This is a genomic window from Saccharospirillum sp. HFRX-2, from assembly GCF_043196805.1.
Taxonomy (GTDB): Bacteria; Pseudomonadota; Gammaproteobacteria; order Pseudomonadales; family Natronospirillaceae; genus Saccharospirillum.
In genome coordinates this window covers 241,621-261,610 of sequence record NZ_JBEBMU010000005.1, presented here as the reverse complement: position 1 = coordinate 261,610, position 19,990 = coordinate 241,621, and the positions used below count along the sequence as shown (strand labels likewise).

General features: G+C 58.1%; 19 protein-coding genes. 11 read left to right on the top strand and 8 right to left on the bottom strand.

What is annotated here, in order from left to right:
* Position 1: 1 nt before the first annotated feature.
* The 3 genes from pheA to gyrA are packed head-to-tail and all read right to left on the bottom strand — an operon-like array spanning position 2 to position 4,898.
* A complete protein-coding gene (gene pheA, locus ABMA60_RS12780; protein WP_392803661.1) occupies positions 2–1,117 on the bottom strand; it encodes a prephenate dehydratase in 1,116 nt (371 codons plus the stop codon).
* Positions 1,110–2,192 carry a 3-phosphoserine/phosphohydroxythreonine transaminase gene (serC, locus tag ABMA60_RS12775; RefSeq protein WP_392803659.1) on the bottom strand — a complete coding sequence of 361 codons (1,083 nt, stop codon included), beginning with the start codon at positions 2,190–2,192 and terminating at the stop codon, positions 1,110–1,112. Before serC ends, pheA begins: the two co-directional genes overlap by 8 nt.
* Before the next feature lie 36 nt (positions 2,193–2,228).
* Positions 2,229–4,898 (bottom strand): DNA gyrase subunit A, encoded by a 2,670-nt coding sequence (gyrA, locus tag ABMA60_RS12770; protein ID WP_392803657.1) that lies wholly within the window; start codon positions 4,896–4,898, stop codon positions 2,229–2,231.
* A 245-nt stretch (positions 4,899–5,143) separates the two neighbouring features.
* On the opposite strand from gyrA, the gene ABMA60_RS12765 reads away from it, so the two are divergent.
* The 5 genes from ABMA60_RS12765 to ABMA60_RS12745 all read left to right on the top strand — a co-directional run bounded on the left by ABMA60_RS12765 (position 5,144) and on the right by ABMA60_RS12745 (position 9,819).
* Positions 5,144–6,463, top strand: a complete 1,320-nt coding sequence (locus tag ABMA60_RS12765; RefSeq protein ID WP_392803655.1) for a TRZ/ATZ family hydrolase — start codon at positions 5,144–5,146, stop codon at positions 6,461–6,463.
* Positions 6,464–6,523: 60 nt separating this feature from the next.
* Entirely contained in the window at positions 6,524–7,231 is a 708-nt protein-coding gene (gene ubiG, locus ABMA60_RS12760; protein ID WP_392803653.1) for a bifunctional 2-polyprenyl-6-hydroxyphenol methylase/3-demethylubiquinol 3-O-methyltransferase UbiG, read from the top strand.
* Positions 7,228–7,899 carry an HAD family hydrolase gene (locus ABMA60_RS12755; protein ID WP_392803650.1) on the top strand — a complete coding sequence of 224 codons (672 nt, stop codon included), beginning with the start codon at positions 7,228–7,230 and terminating at the stop codon, positions 7,897–7,899. Before ubiG ends, ABMA60_RS12755 begins: the two co-directional genes overlap by 4 nt.
* Positions 7,875–8,663, top strand: a complete 789-nt coding sequence (locus ABMA60_RS12750) for a YciK family oxidoreductase (protein ID WP_392803648.1) — start codon at positions 7,875–7,877, stop codon at positions 8,661–8,663. Before ABMA60_RS12755 ends, ABMA60_RS12750 begins: the two co-directional genes overlap by 25 nt.
* Positions 8,664–8,994: 331 nt before the next feature.
* Entirely contained in the window at positions 8,995–9,819 is an 825-nt protein-coding gene (locus tag ABMA60_RS12745; RefSeq protein WP_392803646.1) for a GGDEF domain-containing protein, read from the top strand.
* On the opposite strand, the gene rluB is transcribed toward ABMA60_RS12745, so the two are convergent.
* From rluB to ABMA60_RS12720, 5 genes are all read right to left on the bottom strand, one after another.
* Complete coding sequence (gene rluB / locus ABMA60_RS12740; RefSeq protein WP_392803644.1) at positions 9,816–10,718, bottom strand: 23S rRNA pseudouridine(2605) synthase RluB; 903 nt, start codon at positions 10,716–10,718, stop codon at positions 9,816–9,818. The two genes, ABMA60_RS12745 and rluB, sit on opposite strands and share 4 nt — an antisense overlap.
* Complete coding sequence (gene scpB, locus ABMA60_RS12735; protein WP_392803642.1) at positions 10,708–11,982, bottom strand: SMC-Scp complex subunit ScpB; 1,275 nt, start codon at positions 11,980–11,982, stop codon at positions 10,708–10,710. Before scpB ends, rluB begins: the two co-directional genes overlap by 11 nt.
* On the bottom strand, positions 11,979–12,956 hold the full coding sequence (locus ABMA60_RS12730) for a segregation and condensation protein A (protein WP_392803640.1): 978 nt from the start codon (positions 12,954–12,956) through the stop codon (positions 11,979–11,981). Before ABMA60_RS12730 ends, scpB begins: the two co-directional genes overlap by 4 nt.
* Before the next feature lie 17 nt (positions 12,957–12,973).
* Positions 12,974–13,597 (bottom strand): L-threonylcarbamoyladenylate synthase, encoded by a 624-nt coding sequence (locus ABMA60_RS12725; protein WP_392803638.1) that lies wholly within the window; start codon positions 13,595–13,597, stop codon positions 12,974–12,976.
* 89 nt (positions 13,598–13,686) lie between these two features.
* Entirely contained in the window at positions 13,687–14,538 is an 852-nt protein-coding gene (locus ABMA60_RS12720) for a phosphatase (RefSeq protein WP_392803636.1), read from the bottom strand.
* 82 nt (positions 14,539–14,620) lie between these two features.
* On the opposite strand from ABMA60_RS12720, the gene ABMA60_RS12715 reads away from it, so the two are divergent.
* The 6 genes from ABMA60_RS12715 (at position 14,621) to greB (ending at position 19,953) form a co-directional block, all read left to right on the top strand.
* On the top strand, positions 14,621–14,917 hold the full coding sequence (locus ABMA60_RS12715) for a YciI family protein (protein ID WP_392803634.1): 297 nt from the start codon (positions 14,621–14,623) through the stop codon (positions 14,915–14,917).
* A 180-nt stretch (positions 14,918–15,097) separates the two neighbouring features.
* Positions 15,098–15,775 (top strand): TIGR04211 family SH3 domain-containing protein, encoded by a 678-nt coding sequence (locus ABMA60_RS12710; RefSeq protein WP_392803632.1) that lies wholly within the window; start codon positions 15,098–15,100, stop codon positions 15,773–15,775.
* 106 nt (positions 15,776–15,881) lie between these two features.
* Positions 15,882–17,060 (top strand): M24 family metallopeptidase, encoded by a 1,179-nt coding sequence (locus ABMA60_RS12705; protein ID WP_392803630.1) that lies wholly within the window; start codon positions 15,882–15,884, stop codon positions 17,058–17,060.
* Positions 17,061–17,129: 69 nt separating this feature from the next.
* A complete protein-coding gene (locus ABMA60_RS12700; protein WP_392803628.1) occupies positions 17,130–17,480 on the top strand; it encodes a hypothetical protein in 351 nt (116 codons plus the stop codon).
* Positions 17,480–19,444, top strand: a complete 1,965-nt coding sequence (mnmC, locus tag ABMA60_RS12695; protein WP_392803626.1) for a bifunctional tRNA (5-methylaminomethyl-2-thiouridine)(34)-methyltransferase MnmD/FAD-dependent 5-carboxymethylaminomethyl-2-thiouridine(34) oxidoreductase MnmC — start codon at positions 17,480–17,482, stop codon at positions 19,442–19,444. Before ABMA60_RS12700 ends, mnmC begins: the two co-directional genes overlap by 1 nt.
* Positions 19,441–19,953, top strand: coding sequence for a transcription elongation factor GreB (greB, locus tag ABMA60_RS12690; protein WP_392803624.1), 513 nt, complete (start codon positions 19,441–19,443; stop codon positions 19,951–19,953). Before mnmC ends, greB begins: the two co-directional genes overlap by 4 nt.
* Positions 19,954–19,990 lie beyond the last annotated feature (37 nt).

Genomic DNA, 19,990 nt, shown 5'->3' with positions numbered 1-19,990 from the left:
CTTAGAGCACGGCTTTGGGATAGGAACCAAGCAGTTTCACTTCCACTGCCTTGGTGCGAATGTCCGCCAACGCCTGCTGGACGTTGTCATCGTGCAGATGACCGGCAAAGTCGATAAAGAAGACATAAGTCCAATTGCCAGATGGCGAAGGCCGCGTTTCCAAACGGGTCATGTCGACATTGTGATCGTTGAACGGCTGCAACAGATGATAGAGCGCACCCGGCTCGTTGCGCATGGACACAACGATGGAGGTTTTATCATCGCCGGAGGTACCGACTTCTTCATTACCGATGATCAAAAAGCGCGTCGAATTATCCGGTGAATCTTCAATCTTGGTTTCGAGAATTTCCAGATCATAGAGTTCCGCCGCCATCTCGCCGGCAATGGCCGCCGAATTCCATTCACCATGGACGCGCCGCGCCGCCTCGGCATTGGAATTCACCGCCACGCGCTCGGCCATAGGCAGATGCGCATCCAGCCATTTACGACATTGAGCCAGCGACTGCTGATGGCTGTAGATGCGGGAAATTTTGCCACTTTGCGTATTGGGACCGACCATCAAATGATGGTGGATGCGCAACTCCACTTCGCCACAAATACGCAAACTGGAATTAATAAAAGTATCGAGAGTGTGATTGACCACGCCTTCGGTGGAATTTTCCACCGGCACCACACCGTATTTGCAAGCACCGGCTTCAACTTCACGGAATACTTCATCGATCGCCGGCATCGGTTTGGACTTAACCCACTGACCAAAATGCTTGACCGCCGCCTGCTGAGTAAAGGTACCTTCCGGACCGAGATAAGCCACTTCCAGCGGTTTTTCCAGCGCCAGACAGGCCGACATGATTTCGCGGAACAAGCGCGCCATGTCTTCGTTACCGAGCGGGCCGGTGTTGCGTTCCATCACCCGGGTCAGCACCTGAGCTTCACGTTCCGGGCGATAAAAAACCGCGTCCGGGGATTCCTTGAGTTTGACTTCGGCGACCTTGAGTGCACATTTGGCGCGCGCCGAAATACGCTCAAGAATTTCCATATCCAATTGGTCGATCTGTTCGCGCAGTGCGTTCAGATCGAGCCCGTCGAGAGAGTCCGCAGAGGAGTCCTGATCAGCCATGGCGTTGTTCAAAGTCCTTCATAAAGTCCACCAGTGCCTGCACGCCGGCCAGTGGCATGGCGTTATAAATGCTGGCACGCATGCCACCCACACTGCGGTGGCCCTGAAGATTGTAGAGACCGGCGGCTGCCGCTTCGCTGAGGAAACGATCATTCAACGATTCGTCGGCCAGAATAAACGGAATATTCATGCGTGAACGATGCGCCAGATCAATCGGATTGCGATAAAATGCACTGTCGTCGATGGTTTGATACAACAGCATCGACTTCTGCGAATTAAGCTCAGCCATCGCCGCAGCACCACCCTGCTGTTCCAGCCAGTCAAACACCAGACCGGCCAGATAGACGGCAAAGGTCGGCGGCGTATTGACCATGGAACCGGCTTCCGCCTGGTTAGCGTAGTTGAGCAAGGAAGGCGTGCTGGCCAGAGCGCGACCAAGCAGGGATTTACGCACGATGACCAGCGTTAATCCGGCCGGGCCGATGTTCTTTTGCGCACCTGCATAAATCAGATCAAAGTCAGTCACCTTGATCGGCTTGGACAAAATGCAGGACGACATATCTGCCACCAAGGGCACATCGCCGCTGTCCGGGACGTAATCGAACTCGACGCCGCCAATGGTCTCGTTGGGGGTGTAATGCAGGTAAGCCGCGCTCGGGTCGAGCTCGAATTCATCGGCGCGCACAGCGCGCCGATAGTTCTCGGATTCGGTGGACGCCAGCACCCGAACATCGCCATAACGCGCCGCTTCTTTTACCGCCTTGGACGACCAGGTGCCAGTATCGAGAAAGGTTGCCGCACCGCCAGCGCCGAGCAGATTCATCGGAATAGCGGAAAACTGCAAGGTGGCACCGCCTTGCAAGAACAAGACGGCGTAGTCATCAGGAACACCCAACAGGCGACGCAATTTGGATTCGGCCTGTTCGGCGACGCCAACAAATTCATCGGAGCGATGCGACAGCTCCATGACCGACATACCCAGCCCATGCCAATCAGGCAACTCTGCCTGAGCCTGTTCGATCACGGCAGTCGGCAACATGGCCGGGCCGGAGCAGAAATTGTATCCGCGCGTCATCGGCGCTGCTCTCCTCAAGCGGTGCTAATTACAACCTCAGTCTTCTTCATCCTGCGGTTCGTCGTCGTCAAGCGGCTCATCCTCAGCGCTGGCGTCGGCATCCGGTTGACCCGGCGCTGCCGGTGCGGGACGTTCGGCATCCGGTGTTTCAGCCACATCCAACACCGATTCATCTTCGTCCGGCTCTTCGATCCGTTCAATGCTCACCAGACGTTCATCGTCTGCCAGGCGAATCAGTTTAACGCCCTGGGTGTTACGCGACAGCACTGAAATACCTTCCACAGCGGTGCGCACCAGGGTGCCCTGATCGCTGATCAGCATGACTTCATCGCCCTCGAAGACCTGCTTGGCGCCAACCAAGGGACCGTTACGATCGTTGGTCACCATGGCGATTACACCCTGAGTACCACGACCTTTGGTCGGGAATTCATCGACCGCAGTGCGCTTACCGTAGCCACGTTCGGAAGCCGTCAGAATGGTGCCGTTTTCCTGCGGGATAATCAGCGAGATCACCACCTGATCGTTCTGCATCTTAATACCGCGAACACCGCGAGCGGTCCGGCCCATCGGGCGCACATGATTTTCATCAAAGCGCACCACCTTACCGGCATTGGACAACAACATAACTTCGCGCTGGCTGTCGGTCAGTGCAACGCCCACCAGCCAATCGTCGTCATCCAGCGACAGGGCAATCAGACCGGCTGAACGCGGCCGCGAGAAGGCTTCCAATGACGTCTTCTTAACGGTGCCGTTGGCGGTCGCCATAAAGATAAACAACTCAGGATCGTAGTCTCGAATCGGCAAAATAGCGGTGACCCGCTCTTCCGGCTCCAGGGGCAACAAATTCACCATGGGTCGGCCACGGGCGTTACGGCTGGCCTGCGGAATTTCGAACACACGCAACCAGTACACCTTGCCTCTGTTACTGAAGCACAGCACCGTATCGTGACTGCTGGCGACCAGCAGATGTTCAATAAAGTCATCGTCTTTCAACGACGAAGCTGAACGGCCTTTACCGCCACGACGCTGAGCTTCGTAATCGGTCAGTGGTTGAGTCTTGGCGTAGCCGCCGTGGGAGATAGTAACCACCATGTCTTCTTCGGTGATCAGATCTTCCATCGACAGGTCGAGACGGCTGGCGATGATTTCGGTTTTACGCGCATCGCCGTACTGATCTTTGACGGCCAGCAGCTCTTCACGGATCACTTCCATCAAGCGCTCATAACTACCCAGAATGCGCAGGTATTCACCGATGTCATCAATGATCTGTTTGTACTCACCGATCAGCTTGTCGTGCTCCAGACCGGTCAGTTTTTGCAGACGCATATCGAGAATCTGTTGCGCTTGTTCCGGTGACAGGAAATAGCGCTCATCGCGTACGCCATAAGCGTCGTCGAGATCTTCCGGACGGGAGATATCGGCACCGGCACGCTCCAACATGGCGGCCACATCACCCAGCTCCCAGCTCTGTGCCAACATGCGCTCTTTGGCTTCGGCGCCCGTGGCAGAACCGCGGATCAGCTCGATCATCTTATCGATGTTGGCCAGGGCGATCGCCAGACCTTCGAGAATATGACCACGCTGACGTGCCTTGCGCAGTTCAAAAACAGTCCGACGCGTGACCACTTCGCGACGATGGCGAATAAAGGCATCGAGCAATTCTTTCAGGTTAAGCACCCGCGGCTGGCCATCGACCAGCGCCACGGTATTGATGCCGAACACCTGTTCCAACTGCGTCTGGGAATAAAGGTTGTTCAACACCACATCACCGGACTCGCCACGCTTCATTTCGATGGCGATGCGCAAACCGTCCTTATCGGATTCGTCACGCAGTTCGGAGATACCCTCAATTTTTTTCTCTTTAACCAGCTCGGCGATCTTTTCGATCAAGCGCGCCTTGTTCACCTGGTAAGGAATTTCATGAACGATGATGGATTCACGACCGGTTTTGTCGTCAACCAGTACTTCCGCCTTGGCGCGGGTATAGATCCGACCACGACCGGTCCGGTAAGCCTCAACAATACCTTTACGGCCGTTGATGATGCCGCCGGTTGGGAAGTCCGGCCCGGGGATATATTCCATCAGGTCATCGATGGTCAGGTCCGGGTTTTCCATCAGCGCCAGACAGCCGTCGATCACTTCGCTCATGTTGTGCGGCGGAATGTTGGTCGCCATACCAACAGCGATACCGGAGGCGCCATTGACCAGCAAGTTAGGTACACGAGTGGGCAGAACATCGGGAATCAGTTCGTTGCCGTCGTAGTTTTCTACGTAGTCGACGGTTTCTTTGTCCAGGTCGGCCAGCAGTTCGTGCGCGAGCCGCTGCATGCGGATTTCGGTGTAACGCATCGCCGCTGCGGAATCGCCGTCGATAGAACCGAAGTTACCCTGACCGTCGACCAGGGTGTAACGCATGTTAAAAGGCTGCGCCAAACGGACGATGGTGTCGTAGACCGCAGAATCACCGTGCGGGTGATATTTACCGATGACATCACCCACCACACGGGCGGATTTTTTATAAGGTTTGTTCCAGTCATTGCCGAGCACGTTCATGGCAAAGAGGACGCGCCGGTGAACCGGCTTCAAGCCATCGCGCACATCCGGCAGCGCTCGTCCGACAATGACGCTCATGGCGTAGTCCAGATAGGACTGTTTGAGCTCCTCTTCGATGTTGATCTGGAGGATTTCTTTGGCTAGCTCACCCATGCGGTACGGTATCCTTAGCGGTTCAATGAGACGCTGCTGACGGGACGGATTTGGCGGCGAAATCGGCGGCCGGGTCCACCTTTGGACGCAACGTACAATGGCGCGAAATCATACCACAAATCAATGAGATAGATATAACCGATCAGCTCGCTAATGGGTCGATGCGCTGGTGATCCCGGCGTTGAATCACTAGACTATGCGCACCTGGCCGACCGGCCATTCACCCATTGCTGAAAAGGGACACCATGGAACGCATCGACAGCCTGATCCAGGCGCACTGGATCATCCCCGTCAACCCACAACGCGACGTCCTGGTGGACCACAGCCTGGCCATCAAAGACGGCGTCATCGTTGCCATCCTGCCGACCGATCAGGCCAAGGCTCAGTACCAGGCCGACGACAGCGTCGATCTGGGCGAAAGCGCGCTGATCCCCGGTTTCGTCAACACCCACGGCCACGCTGCCATGGCGCTGTTTCGCGGCATGGGCGACGACCTGGAACTCATGACCTGGCTCAACGATCACATCTGGCCGGCCGAAGGCGCCTGGGTCGGTGACGAGTTCGTTGCCGACGGCACCGAACTGGCCATCGCCGAAATGCTGCGTTCCGGTACCACCACCTTTGCCGACAACTATTTCTTCCCGGCAGCGGCCGCGGAGATCACCGAAAAAGCCGGCGTTCGCGCCCAGTTCTCGTTCTCGGTGATCGACTTCCCGACCAACTGGGCCAAGACCGCCGATGAACATATCGATCTGGGCATGGAGCTGGTCGAACGTTATAAAGGCCACAGCCACATCAAGATGATGTTCGGCCCACACGCGCCCTACACCGTTTCTGACGAGCCGATGATCCGCATCCGCGATCTGGCCAAAGAAAACGATCTAATGATTCAGATGCACGTCCACGAAACCCAGACCGAAGTCGACGGCGAAATTGAAAAACGCGGCAACCGCCCGATTCGTCGCCTGAAAGAGCTAGGCTTGTTGGGCCCGCAGTTCCAGGCCGTGCATATGACTGCGCTGAACGACGACGACATTGCCGACATCGCCGAAACCGGCTCTCACGTCGTGCATTGCCCCGAATCCAACCTGAAACTGGCCAGTGGTTTCTGCCCGGTCGATAAGCTGCAAAAACTGGGTGTCAACGTTGCCCTGGGTACCGATGGCGCGGCCAGCAACAACGACCTGGATATGATGGGTGAAATGCGTACCGCGGCCATTCTGGCCAAGGCCGTCAGCCAAAGCGCCACGGCCCTGCCGGCGATGGAAGCCCTGGCCATGGCGACGCTGAACGGCGCCAAAGCCATGGGTTGGGACAGTGAGATTGGCAGCCTGGAAGTCGGCAAACGCGCGGACATCACCGCCGTGCGTCTGGACGATCTTGAAAGCCAGCCGCTCTACGACCCGGTATCGCATTTGGTGTATGCCTCTACCCGCGATCAGGTCAGCGATGTCTGGGTCGACGGCAAACGCCTGCTGAAGCAACGCCAACTGACCACCCTGGATCGCGACGCCATCATGACCAAGGCACGCAGCTGGCAGGCGCGCATCAGCAAAACACAATAAGTCGAAGGCGGTGGCGCCCGGCGTCACCGCTCGCTCATTCCTAACGCTCGAGGCATCACCGTGACCGCTAACATCGACCCGGCCGAACTGGAAAAATTTGGCGCCCTGGCCAGCCGCTGGTGGGACCCGGATTCAGAGTTCAAACCCCTGCACGACATCAACCCGGCACGCGCCGGCTATATCGATGAGCATCTCAACGTCGCCGGCCTTAAGGTCGTCGATATCGGTTGCGGCGGTGGCATTCTGACAGAAGCGCTGGCGCAGCGCGGTGCCGTCACCACCGGCATCGATATGAGCGAAGCACCTTTAAAGGTGGCCAAGCTGCATGCGCTCGAAGGCGAACTGAACATCGATTACCGGCAAATGACGGCCGAAGCGCTGGCCGACGAAGCCGCCGGCAGCTACGACGTCGTCACCTGCCTGGAAATGCTGGAACACGTGCCGGATCCATTCTCGGTGATTCAGGCAGTCCACACATTGCTCAAACCCGGCGGGCGCGCTTTTTTCTCCACCATCAATCGCAATCCCAAAGCCTGGGCCATGGCCATTGTCGGCGCCGAATATGTGATGCGCTTGCTGCCGCGCGGCACCCACCAATATCGCAAGCTGATCCGCCCCTCTGAGCTCAACCGCTGGGCCAGTGAAGCCGGCCTCAAAGTCACCGGTATGCGCGGCATGCACTACAATCCGTTCACTCGCCGCACGCACCTGAACCACGACGTTTCGGTGAATTATCTGCTGTCCGCCATCAAGCCCGAAAGCGCATGAGCAAACGCGCCCTGCTGTTTGATCTCGATGGCACCCTGCTCGATTCCGCCCCGGCTTTTATGACCGCCATGGATGCCTACGCAGACCAGGCCGGTCTGCCGCGGCTGACCGAGCATCGCGAGCATTACGCCTCGGCCGGTGCGCGCGCTGCGGTGGCGGCCATCCACAACATCGATCGCAGTCATCCGAAATTTCAGGACTATCGCGAGGCGTTTCTGGCGATCTTTCTGGACACGCCAGTGGAACTGAATCACTGGTATCCCGGTGTCGAATCCTTGCTCGCCACCCTGACCGACCAAGACACGCCCTGGGGCATCGTCACCAACAAACCACGTCCCCATACGCTGGCCGTGCTGGACGCCCTCTTGCCACAAACGCCACCGGCGTTGGTGTGTCAGGGCGACCTACCGACCATCAAACCCGATCCAGCCATGCTCTGGGCGGCCAGCGACGCCCTCAAGGTTCAAGCGGCCGACTGTCTCTATGCTGGCGACCACGAGCGCGACATCCAGGCGGCGCATGCTGCCGGCATGCGTTCGCTGGCGTGCAGTTACGGCTATCTGCACGCCGATGACGACCCAAACCAATGGCAGGCTGATGATCTGGCTGAATCCACGCACCAACTGACCGAAAAGGCGCTGCAATGGCTGACACCGCTCCCCAACTGACTCAAGACGATCTGGCGCTCGCTTCAGGCGATGCAGCACTTAAAGACAAAGTCATCGTAGTAACCGGCGCAGGTGCCGGCATCGGTCAGGCCATGGCGCTCGACTTTGCACGCGCTGGTGCGCATCTGGTGCTGATCGGCCGCACCCAGGAAAAACTGGAAGCCGTCTACGATCAGATCGAAGCAGAAACCGATACCCAACCGATCATCTTGCCGGTCGATCTGGCCGACATCACGCCGGACAATGCGCGCGAGCTGGCGCATGGTATCGAGCAGACTTACGGCCGGCTCGATGGGGTTCTGCTCAATGCGTCGCTGCTGGGCGACAAGATGAGCATTCAACAGTATTCACCGACCGTCTGGCGCAAGGTCATGCAGGTCAACCTGGACAGCAGCTTCTACCTCAGCCAGGCGCTGTTGCCGCTGTTGCAAGCCAGCTCGCACGGCCGGCTGATCTTCACCACTTCCAGCGTAGGCCGCAAAGGGCGCGGCTACTGGGGGGCTTACGCGGTGTCAAAATTCGCCACCGAAGGCCTGATGCAAACGCTGGCCGATGAAGTCGGCACGGTATCGCCGCTACGCGTGCACTGCATCAATCCCGGCGGTACCCGCACGGCGATGAGAGCCACCGCCTATCCGGCGGAAGATCCGTCCGAAGTGCCGGCACCGCAAGCGCACACAGCCTTTTATCGCTACCTGATGAGCGATTACAGCCAGGCCTTTAATGGCATCTCCTGGGACGCCCGCGACTACCTGACGGACTGAGTACTCCTCAGCAACCAAGACCTGGCTTAACGACTGCCGGCGGCGACAATTTTCCGGCAGTCACTTTGCCGCCGGCAACGGCAAACCCTGGCCGATTCGTCATTTTTTTGCCGCCATCATCCATAACCCATTGTTTTATAAGACTTTATAAGATTGGCACACAAATCGCTTAGTGGTGCTGCAAACAGCAACGGCGGTTATCAGGATGGTTACCAGTTTTACACAACGACGCCCAACACAGCAGACCGGCACAAACCGTTCCCGGTCCGCCCATGCCGTTCCAGAGAGCAGCCCGACGCTAGATCAGCTCAAAGAATTTCGGCTGAACTTGATGAAGCAACTGCAGGCGACGCTCGACCTCGAACAGATTCTGCGCACCTTCTTCAATGAACTGCAGCATCTGGTGACGCTGGATGGCTGTCACTATGTGGCCGACAGCGTCGGTCTGGTGCTGGACTTCGGTGAAACCGGGCGGCATCGCTGCAACTACGAACTGAGCCTGAACGACGAACAGTTCGGCCGGCTCGGGTTTTCGCGCAATAAACGCCTGCAGGAAAAAGAAATGCAGTTGCTGGAATCGGTCATGGACGTACTGGTCTATCCGATGCGCAACGCCCTGCTCTACCGCAAAGCGCTGGCGACGGCGATGATTGATCCGCTCACCGGCTTGAACAATCGCGGCGCCATGGCGGTGACCCTGAATCGCGAGATGGACCGCATGCGTCGCCACGATCAGGACATGAGCATCCTGATGGTCGACATCGATAACTTCAAAGACATCAATGACCGCTACGGCCATCTGGCCGGTGACGATGTGCTGCGCCAGGTCGCGCAATTGATCGACACCACCATTCGCGGTTGCGATGCCTGCTTCCGTTTTGGCGGGGAAGAGTTTCTCATCATGCTGACCGATTCCAACCTGCCGCTGGCGCGGATGGTGGCCGAACGTTTGCGTCACACCATCAGCGAACAGACGCGTTCACCGGCGCCCAACACGCCGGTGACGATCAGTGTCGGCGTCGCCCATTTCGATGATGAATCAGACTGGCCGGAACTGGTCGACCGCGCCGACCGCGCGCTTTATCAGGCGAAACAAGCCGGGCGTAACCGGGTGGCAACTGACCACCCGCAGACCACCACCGCCCAAGCACTTTAATCGCGGTCGCGGCGCGCTCGCCCTTTGGGTTTGGGCGCGTCAGATTTAGACCGTGCAGGTTTGGACGCTGAGGCTTTGGGTTTTACCGAACGACGCGTCTTCTGGTTTTCCATACGGCGCTTGTTCGGGTCGTGCTTATTGGTAACCACCGATTTCCAGGGCGCCGACGGCAGATCCACACGTTTGGCAAGCTTATCGATTTCCGCCTTGGGCATTTCCTTCCAGGTGCCGGCGCGCACATCGGCATCGAGAAACACCGAGCCATAACGCACCCGTTTCAGGCGTGACACCTTCAAACCCTGGCTTTCCCACAAGCGACGCACTTCGCGGTTACGGCCTTCCATAATCACCACGTGATACCAGACATTGGCACCGCGACCGCCGAACTCTTGAATGTCGGTAAAGCGCGCCGGGCCGTCTTCCAGCTCGACACCGGCGTGCATGGTTTCGACCTGCTCCTGAGTCACCTCACCCAGGACGCGCACCGCATACTCACGGTCGATCAAACCCGATGGATGCATCAGGCGGTTGGCCAGTTCGCCGTCGTTGGTGAACAGCAACAGACCGGACGTATTCAAATCCAGACGACCAACAACAATCCAGCGTTCACCGGGCAAGTGCGGCAGCCGATCGAAAACCGTTGGTCGGCCTTCCGGGTCGCGCCGGGTGCAGACTTCACCTTCCGGCTTGTTGTAGATCAGTACCCGACGGACGCGTTGCTCTTCGATTTTGACGACCTTGCCGTCGAGCTCAAGCTTGTCGTCTGAGCCAACTTTGTCACCCAGCTTGACCAACTCGCCGTTGACGCGCACCCGGCCTTCTTCGATGGCGCGCTCCATATCACGACGCGAGCCTTTACCGGCTTTGGCCAGGACTTTCTGTATTCGTTCACTGCTCATTGTCTTCCTCTCCACCCTGCTGGTCGTTCTCCCGAGCGTCCAACAGCGCTTGTTGTTGCGCCAATTTTTCTTCAATGATGCGCAGGTGGTCGGCTTCGCTTAAAGGTTCGGAGCCGTCGTCGGTGGTTGCTGTTACTGTATTGTCGTCTGTTTCAAAAGCTTCCTGAGCTTCGCCAGACGACATCGATTCATCTTCGTCGTCGCTGTCGGTTAAATCCAAATCCGGATGTTCATGGCCAGCGCGCTGGGCTTCAAAGGCCTGCTCAATGGCATCGTTGACCGCATCCATTTCCGACAGCTCGTCGTCGAGCTTTTCATCGATGTAGTCGTTACCGGTTTTACCGCTGCGTTCGTCTTCACGCAGCCGATCAACCATCGAACTGAAGCTGATCTCGGCCTGGCTGTCGACCGAACCGGCGTTGTCGGAGTCATCATTCAAGGCCAGTTCCGGCGCCAGATCATCCAGGTCGCGGATTTCACCCAGGCTCGGCAATTGGTCGAGACTGGTCAGGCCAAAATGATCAAGAAACTGACGCGTGGTGGCGTACATCGCCGGCCGACCGGGCACATCGCGATGACCAACCACGCGCACCCATTCGCGTTCCTGTAACGTCTTAATGATGCTGGAGCTGACCGAAACGCCGCGTACGTCTTCGATTTCGCCACGGGTAATCGGTTGGCGATAGGCGATCAACGCCAGGGTTTCCAGCAAGGCTCGGGTGTAGCGCTGGGGTTTCTCTTCCCATAACCGGCTGACCCAGACACCGAGGTCAGAACGGGTCTGGAAGCGCCAGCCGCTGGCGACCTCCACCAACTCCAGGCCGCCGCCACTGTATTTGGCGATCAACTCGGCCACCAGGCTGCGAATGATGCGCCGGTGCGGCCGCTCATAATCACCAAAGAGTGCCCCCAGCTGAGCGACCGACAAGGCAGTGCCCGCGGCAAACAGACCGGCTTCGAGAATGTGTTTAACATCGTCCGGAGCGTGACCACCGTAGGGATCACCGACTTCTTCCGCCGGTGGGTCGGCGTCTTCTTCGTCCGCTTCGCTGCCGTCCCCCAGATCCGGATCGTCATGCGCCGCCGGATCGGCTTCCGGCACGGCATCGTCATCGGCTGCTGCGCTGGCAACCTCAGTTGTTTCAGCGCTCGCTTCGGATTCATTCTCGGCTGGCGTCGATTGCGCATCGGGCGTTGTTTCAACCTCGTCCGGCACGGAGTCGTCGTCGAGTTTTTTATCTTCTGGGTTATTAGGTTCCGTCATTCACCACGAGCCTTTACATGAATGGGCGCGAACGCCTCGTTCTGAATCAGATCGATTAAAGATTCCTTGCACAATTCCATCACCGCCAGGAAGGTCACCACCACACCGAGACGACCTTCGTTGGCGTCAAAAAGCGTAATAAAAGGCACAAAGGCGCCGTCGGATAAACGCTCCAAAACTTCGCCCATGCGCTGGCGCGTCGACAGCGTTTCACGTTGAATTTCGTGTTCTTCAAACATGTCCGCGCGCGCCATCACATCTTTCAGCGCCAGTAGTATCTCGCGCATATCGACATCCGGATGCAGCTTGGGTCGTTGATAATCCGGCTGGTGCTCCGCAGTGGTGTAGATATCGCGTCCGACACGCGGCAGCTCATCCATCGTTTCGGCGGCGGTTTTGAACTGCTCGTATTCCTGCAGCCGACGAATCAACTCAGCGCGCGGATCGTCTTCCTCGTCCTCGTCCTCGGCTGACACCCGCGGCAGCAACATCCGGCTTTTGATTTCCGCCAGCATCGACGCCATCACCAGATATTCGGCGGCCAATTCCAGCTGCAGGGCATGCATCAGTTCAACGTACTGCATGTACTGTTCGGTGATCTGGAAGACGTTGATATTGAGAATATCGAGGTTCTGTTTTTTGATCAGATAGAGCAGTAAATCGAGCGGGCCTTCGAAGGCATCGAGAAAGACTTCCAGCGCGTCGGGCGGAATGTACAGATCCATCGGAATCTGCGTCATCGCCTCGCCTTCGATCACCGCAAAGGGCATCTCCGTCTGTTCCAGACGAGCACGTTCGCGCAGCCGCTCCAACGCTCTTTCTTTGGCGCTGACGGCATCGGTCATCACCGGCGTTTCGCTCGGCTCAAACAAGGGCTGGACGGTGTTTTCGGTGACCGTCGCTTCAGCTTCGGTGTTTTCCGAAGCCGCGTCGGTCGGCTGATCAACCGGCTGATCGTCAGGCGTTTCGCTCACTGCGCTCTCCGTGCTTGTTATTGCGCAAAGGGTGTGACATCGCCAGCGCCTTCGCGCAGCACTTCCGGCACTTCATCCAACAGACTGACAATGGATGATTCTTCCAGACCGCAGAAGCCGCCATCGATCACCAGATCCAGGTCATGCTGCAAGCGGTCACGGATGTCTTCCGGGTCGCTTTGCGGCGCGTCATCACCTGGCAAAATCAACGAGGTGCTGATCATCGCCTCGCCCAATTCAGCCAGCAAAGCCTGAGCAATGGGGTTGGCCAGCACACGCAAACCGATGGTGCGTCGCTTGGGGTGCATCAAACGCCGAGGCACTTCACGCGTCGCTGATAAAATAAAGGTCAGCGGGCCGGGGGTATTATTCTTGATCAGCCGATAGGCGACGTTGTCGACCTTGGCAAAATTCGACAGTTCCGAGAGGTCGCGACACACCAGGGTAAAGCGATGGTTGTCATCCACCTGCCGAATACGGCGGATACGATCAATGGCCTGTTTGTTTTCCAGGCAGCAGCCCAAGGCATAGGCGCTGTCGGTCGGATAGGCAATGACCCCACCATTGCGCAAAATCTCGACGGCTTGTTTGATCAAACGAGGTTGAGGTGTTTCCGGATGAATCGAGAAAAACTGGCTCATACTGTATTGGCTCCCGCCAAGGACCTGAGTAAGTGGCGCCACTTTAGCACTGCGACACCTGCTTGGAAAAGCATTGCAGCGGCGCGGGTTTAGCCCAGCAAAGCATCCACCAGCCGCTTGCCCTGAGACGGCCACTGCGGATACCAACCGAGCCGCGCCCAGGGCGTATCGGGCTGATGAAAATCGCTGCCGCCGCCGATCAGCAAATCGCGCTCACAGCAGCTAGTGACCAACCGCTCGCGCATCGGCGCGGGCATCGCCGGACAGCAGACTTCCACGGCTTCGCCCCCGGCTTGCTGAAAGTCTTCCAGCAGTTGATCCAGTTTGCGCCAGGTGAGCTTGTAACGATGAGGATGCGCCAACACTGCCTTGCCGCCGCTGTCACGAATATCCGCTATGGCTTGCTCCAGTGGCGGCCAACCCTGTTTGACATCGCCGACCTTGCCGGTGCCCAGCCAGCGTTTGAATGCCTGAGCGCTGTCTTTGGCCTGACCACTGCTGACCAGATAGCGCGCCACATGCGGACGACCGGGCAAGGCACCGGCGGCTTCGAGGCGAATGGCGTCTTCATCCATCGTTAAACCAGCGCGCTGCAACACAAACATCAGCCGCTCAAAACGCTGTTCGCGCGCCGTCACATAACGCTGCTCAACCGCCAGCCAGGCGTCACTGTAGACATCCATGCCGATGCCGACGATATGAATGTTGCGCCCCAACCACAGCGACGACAATTCTGCCCCCGGCCACAAACGCAGCTCGTCAGATAGCTCGCCGTCGGCGCACAAGGCGCGATAACCGGCGGCAGTATCGTGATCGGTTAATACCAGGTGCGACAGGCCAGCATCCTTGGCGCGGTCGTACACAGCCTGCGGCGGCAACAAGCCATCCGAAGCCTGGCTATGGCAATGCATTTCCCAAGGGTGACTGATATTGGTATTCAAACGGACGCCTGTTGCTGTCGCTTCAAAGAGTCCCGTATTATGCCTGCCTTGTTGTCCCGCATCACCCAGGGAGTTGATTGTCATGTGGTATGCCATTGTCAGTGAAGACGTCAGCGACAGTCTGCGCTTGCGTCAAAGTGTCCGCCCCGCCCATCTGGCACGACTGGAAGTCTTGCAGGCCGAAGGCCGTCTGCTGGTTGCCGGCCCCACACCCGCCATTGAAAGTGACGACCCGGGCGAGGCTGGCTTCACCGGTTCGGTGGTGATCGCCGATTTCGAATCGCTGGCCGCCGCCAAAGCCTGGGCCGATGCCGACCCCTATGTTGATGCCGGTGTCTATGCCCAGGTCAGCGTAAAACCGTTCAAACGGGTTTTCTAACGCAGACACGGCCATCGCTCCGGCTTGATCTATACCTTGCGTGCCGTGTTGGATTGCTTACACTCTGGAACCTCTGTGGACCCCGACACCTGGGAAGCTCTGCCGGCGATAACCTCAACATAAACGTCCAGAGTTTCCATCTGACTTAAATAACGACAGCTAACAAACGGAAGCCGTAACATGACCCGATTCTCCACCGCCAAAGTTCTTCTCGGTCTGATCACCACTGCAGCGATCAGCGCTGGAACCCTGGCCGAAACCCGCTGGCTTAGCGATGAACTGTGGGTAAACCTGCGCGCCTCTGCCAGCGATAGCGCTCAGGTCCTGCAAACCATTGGTTCTGGCACGCGCATGGAAACCCTCAGCGACACCGCTGAAAACGGTTATCTGAATGTCCGCACCGAACAAGGCACCGAGGGCTGGATTCCGCGTCGCTATACTCAGACCACACCGACAGCCTCCCTGCGCCTGAGCAATCTCGCAGCTGAGCGTGACCAGTTGCAACAGCAATTGAGCGAGTTGGAAGAGCGCCACCGTCAGCTGCTCGCCAACCGTGGCGATGTCAGTGGTGAGTTGGAAATCCTGCGCGAAGAAAACGAACGCCTGGCCACTGAGCTGAACGAAATCACCGCCATCAGCGGCGACGCCATCGCCTTGGATGAGCGCAACAAAGAACTGACGGAAAACAACGCCCGCCTGAAAAACGATCTGGACCTGGCGCAATCCCAGCTGTCCGAGATTCGTGAAAGCAACGACAGCAGCATGTTGCTGGCCGGCGGTGCGCTGATCTTTGTCGGTCTGGTGCTCGGCATTGTACTGCCACGTATCCGCGCCAAGCGTCGCGACAGCTGGGCCTGACACCCGCTTTTATCCGGCGCCGCTTCAAGGCGGTGTCCGGATCATTCTAAGACCCTATCGCTGAGGCCACGCTGCCAAGACCACTGCGCCAGACACCGGAGGTCATGTGAAACTCGCCTTTACCAAGAAAGAGTATCTGCAACGGGTTAAGAAAGTGCGCCGCGAAATGCGCACACGCAAAGTCGATCTACTCATCGTTACCGATCCAGGCAATATGAACTGGCTCACCGGCTACGACGGCTGGTCCTTCTATGTACACCAGGGTGTGGTGGTCCATGTCGATCAGGAAGAACCCATTTGGTTCGGTCGTCGCATGGATGAAAGTGCTGCCCTGTTGCGCTGTTTTATGAAGCGCGAAAACCTCACCAGCTACCCCGAAGAATACGTCCAGAACCTCGACAAACATCCAATGAGTTGGCTGGCTGAACATCTGTTTATCGCCAATGACTGGCATGGTGCCACCATCGCCACCGAGATGGACAACTACTATTACACCGCCGATGCGCACCGTAATTTGCGCCTGGCGATGCCCGAAGCGCGCTTTGTCGACAGCCACAATTTGGTCAACTGGTGCCGGGCCATCAAATCGGCCAAGGAAATCGAATACATGCGCATCGCCGGGCGCATTACCGCCAAGATTCACCAGCGCATTTTGGATGTGGCTCGGGTCGGCATTCCTAAAAGTCACGTGGTCTCACAAATCTACGAAACCGCCATTGCCGGCGTCGACGGTTACAGCGGCGACTACCCATCCATCGTGCCACTGCTGCCATCGGGCGAAGAGGCGTCGGCCTCGCACATCACCTGGGATGAAAAACCCTTCCGCGCCAATGAAGGCACCTTTTTCGAGATCTCCGGTTGCTACAAGCGATACCACGCGCCGATGTCACGCACCCTCTATATGGGCCGCCCCAGCGCGCGTTTTCTCAACGCCGAAAAAGCCTTGCTGGAAGCCATTGATGCCGGCCTGGAACAGGCCAAGCCGGGCAACCGCACCTGCGATATCGCCAACGCTCTGGATGCCACCATGGCGCACTACGGCATCGACCGTCAGGGCGCGCGCTGCGGTTATCCGGTCGGCGTCAGCTATCCGCCGGACTGGGGCGAGCGCACCTCCAGCCTGCGCGCCACCGACACCACCGTGTTGCAGCCAGGCATGACTTTCCACTTTATGCCCGGTATCTGGCAGGACGACTGGGGCATCGAAATCACCGAGAGTATTTTGATCACCGAAACCGGGGTGGAAATGCTGGTCGATTTCCCGCGTCAGCTGTTCGTTAAATAGCATCTCACGCTGCCGGGGTGGCGCCCGGCTGTGTTAGACTCGGCGCCAAATCTCTGTCAAGAAATCACCATGGCCTGGTCCGACACCCCCATCAATAAAGCTTTCAGCCTGGGCAATCTGGCTGACCTGTTGAGCCAGGGTTTACTCGGTTCGATGTCGCGCTTCAGTCACTTCCAGATCGTCGAATGGTGTGCGCGTTTTGTCGATGAATTCGATCGTGAAGCCGACCCGCAACTGCCTACCACGCCCGAAACCGCCCTCGATATCGCCGACGATGTGGTGGTGCAGTGGGAGCTGCATATCGCCACCCAATATACGCTGGAAGATCTGAATCGCTTTACGCTCAGCGATATCGTGCTACCCAAAGCCTATTTCGAAAGCTGGCTTAATCAATTGCTGGATCTGCCCCAAGCACACTGATGGAAACTCCGCTACTGGAAACCACGGCCGATGGCACGCTGCGTTCGGCGCGCTTTGGTGACGTCTATTTCTCGGCCGCCGGTGGTCTGGACGAAAGCCGCCATGTTTTCCTCAACCACAACCGACTCGCCGAGCGCTTTGCCGCCCTGCCGGATCACGGCCATTTCTGCATCTGCGAAACCGGTTTTGGCACTGGACTGAATTGTTTGGCCGCCTGGCAGTTATTTCAGCAAGTCGCCCCAGCGACCGCCCGGCTGACCTTTATCAGCACCGAACGCTACCCCCTGAATGCCGCACAAATTGACGCTGCCTTAGCGCCGTGGCCAGAGCTGTCAGCGTTGCGTTCGGCTCTGGTTGACCGCTATCCCAGCTGTTTCGAAGGCTTCCACAGTGTAGAGCTGGCCGACAATGTCGAGTTGCTGCTGTTGCTCGGTGACGCCAACGACACCCTGACCGATCTCAATGCCAGCGTAGACGCCTGGTTTCTCGACGGTTTCGCGCCGGCCAAGAATCCTGATCTGTGGCAGCCGGCGCTGTTCGAAGCCATGAACCGTTTGTCCAAAGCCGACACCACCGCAGCGACCTTTACCGCCGCCCGGCTGGTGCGTGACGGCTTAAGCGGCGCTGGTTTTCAGGTTGAACGCGTCGCCGGCTTTGGCCGCAAACGCGATATGGTGCGGGCTGATTTTATCGGCCGCTGCGGTCCGCCACGACCCGGCTTATGGCCAACCAACGAATGGGCCTGGCCGGAGACGGCACGCAAGGCGCGACGGGCAATCGTCGTCGGTGCCGGTTTAGCCGGCGCGCACAGCGCCTGGGAACTGGCACAACGCGGCTGGCAGGTGACCGTTCTGGAACAGGCCGATACCGTTGCCGCTGGCGCCTCGGGTAATGCTCAGGGCGCCGTTTATGCGCGCCTGTCAGCCCAGGATGCCGTCGCCAACCGCTTTCACAGCCAGGCGCTGGAGCTGGCGCAGCAGCGTTTGCGACATTTTCCCGACACTGTGCCTCACGCCGCCTGCGGTTTGCTGCAGCTTAATCAGGGCGCCAAAGAAACCGCCCGCTTCGAGCAGTTTCAACAGTCCCAGCCTTTCCCGGCTGATTTCGTCGAATGGATCGATGCAGCGACGGCCAGTAAACAGGCCGGCGTTCCGCTGGATCAGGATGCGCTGCTGTTTGGTAACGGCGGCTGGGTGAATCCGGCGGAACTGGTTAAGCACCGCCTGAATCACCCGAATATTCAGCTAAAAACCGGCAGTCAGGTGGTAAGCGTTAACCACCAAGACGGCCTTTGGACCCTTGGGTGCAAAACGGCTCAAGGCGAGACGCAGTACCAGACTGCGCAGTTAATTCTGACAACCGCCTGGGAAACCTCGAACTTTACGCCCACCGCTCACTTGCCGGTAAAACCGATCGCCGGCCAGGTCAGCCGCATTACCACTAATGAGCGCTTGTCGGCACTGAAAATGGTGTTGTGCAGCGATCGTTATTTAGTGCCAGCCGATCAAGGCATCCACAGTCTGGGCGCGACCTTTCGCCTGCGCGACAAGCGCGCCGAACTGCGCAGCGAAGACGACGCCGATAACCTGACAGCGCTGCACCAGCGCCTACCTCAACTGATTGAGGGCGATGAAGCCATCGTTTCAGCACGCGCCGGGGTGCGTTGTGCGGCGCCCGATTATTTACCGTTACTGGGCCCGGTAGCCGCGCCCGAAAAACTCGCCACCGACTACGGCGAAGCGCTGCGCAAAAGACGCACCGACCGTCAGCCGCCGGTGCCTTACTACCCGGGACTCTGGGTCAATATTGCGCACGGCTCCAAAGGCCTGACCAGCATTCCGTTGGCGGCCAAGGCGCTGGCTTGCTGGTTGAACAACGAGCCGATGCCCATATCCCAGAGCGTGCTGAATCATCTGAACCCCAACCGTTTTGTCATTCGCCAACTGATCCGTGGACATCGATGAGCCGCTATCGCCCACCTCGCCCCCGCTCTACCGCCGTCATCACGCCCGAAGGCGAAGCCCGGTTGCGCGCCGAGCTGCAGCAACTGTGGAAGGTAGAGCGACCGCAAGTGACGCGTGAAGTGTCGGACGCGGCCAAATTGGGCGACCGATCGGAAAACGCCGAATACATCTACGGCAAGAAACGGCTGCGAGAAATCGATAGCCGGGTGCGTTTTCTCAGCAAGCGGTTAGAAAGTCTCAAGGTAGTCACTGCCCGGCCGGATAACCCCGAGCGCATCTTTTTCGGCGCCTGGATAAAATTGCTCGATGCCGATGACCAGCCGCGAGTGATGCGCATCGTCGGCCCGGATGAATTCGATGTCGATCCGCGCTATATCAGCATCGACTCACCACTGGCACGCGCCCTGCTGAACAAAGCCGTCGATGACGAGGTCGTGGTCCAGACGCCCGCAGGTGAAGCCGAATACTGGGTCGAAGCGCTCAGTTACGATGGCCCTATTGAAGATTGAGCGATCGCGCTGCGATAGTGCTAGAATTCGCGCCCCG

Excerpts from the sequence above, each read along its gene's own strand:
- gyrA (WP_392803657.1), bottom strand. The coding sequence starts at position 4,898 with ATGGGTGAGCTAGCCAAAGAAATCCTCCAGATCAACATCGAAGAGGAG.
- rluB (WP_392803644.1), bottom strand. The coding sequence starts at position 10,718 with ATGAGCAGTGAACGAATACAGAAAGTCCTGGCCAAAGCCGGTAAAGGC.
- serC (WP_392803659.1), bottom strand. The coding sequence starts at position 2,192 with ATGACGCGCGGATACAATTTCTGCTCCGGCCCGGCCATGTTGCCGACT.
- ABMA60_RS12765 (WP_392803655.1), top strand. The coding sequence starts at position 5,144 with ATGGAACGCATCGACAGCCTGATCCAGGCGCACTGGATCATCCCCGTC.
- mnmC (WP_392803626.1), top strand. The coding sequence starts at position 17,480 with ATGGAAACTCCGCTACTGGAAACCACGGCCGATGGCACGCTGCGTTCG.
- ABMA60_RS12710 (WP_392803632.1), top strand. The coding sequence starts at position 15,098 with ATGACCCGATTCTCCACCGCCAAAGTTCTTCTCGGTCTGATCACCACT.
- ABMA60_RS12700 (WP_392803628.1), top strand. The coding sequence starts at position 17,130 with ATGGCCTGGTCCGACACCCCCATCAATAAAGCTTTCAGCCTGGGCAAT.
- scpB (WP_392803642.1), bottom strand. The coding sequence starts at position 11,982 with ATGACGGAACCTAATAACCCAGAAGATAAAAAACTCGACGACGACTCC.
- ABMA60_RS12755 (WP_392803650.1), top strand. The coding sequence starts at position 7,228 with ATGAGCAAACGCGCCCTGCTGTTTGATCTCGATGGCACCCTGCTCGAT.
- ABMA60_RS12725 (WP_392803638.1), bottom strand. The coding sequence starts at position 13,597 with ATGAGCCAGTTTTTCTCGATTCATCCGGAAACACCTCAACCTCGTTTG.
- pheA (WP_392803661.1), bottom strand. The coding sequence starts at position 1,117 with ATGGCTGATCAGGACTCCTCTGCGGACTCTCTCGACGGGCTCGATCTG.
- ABMA60_RS12750 (WP_392803648.1), top strand. The coding sequence starts at position 7,875 with ATGGCTGACACCGCTCCCCAACTGACTCAAGACGATCTGGCGCTCGCT.
- ABMA60_RS12715 (WP_392803634.1), top strand. The coding sequence starts at position 14,621 with ATGTGGTATGCCATTGTCAGTGAAGACGTCAGCGACAGTCTGCGCTTG.
- ABMA60_RS12745 (WP_392803646.1), top strand. The coding sequence starts at position 8,995 with ATGAAGCAACTGCAGGCGACGCTCGACCTCGAACAGATTCTGCGCACC.
- greB (WP_392803624.1), top strand. The coding sequence starts at position 19,441 with ATGAGCCGCTATCGCCCACCTCGCCCCCGCTCTACCGCCGTCATCACG.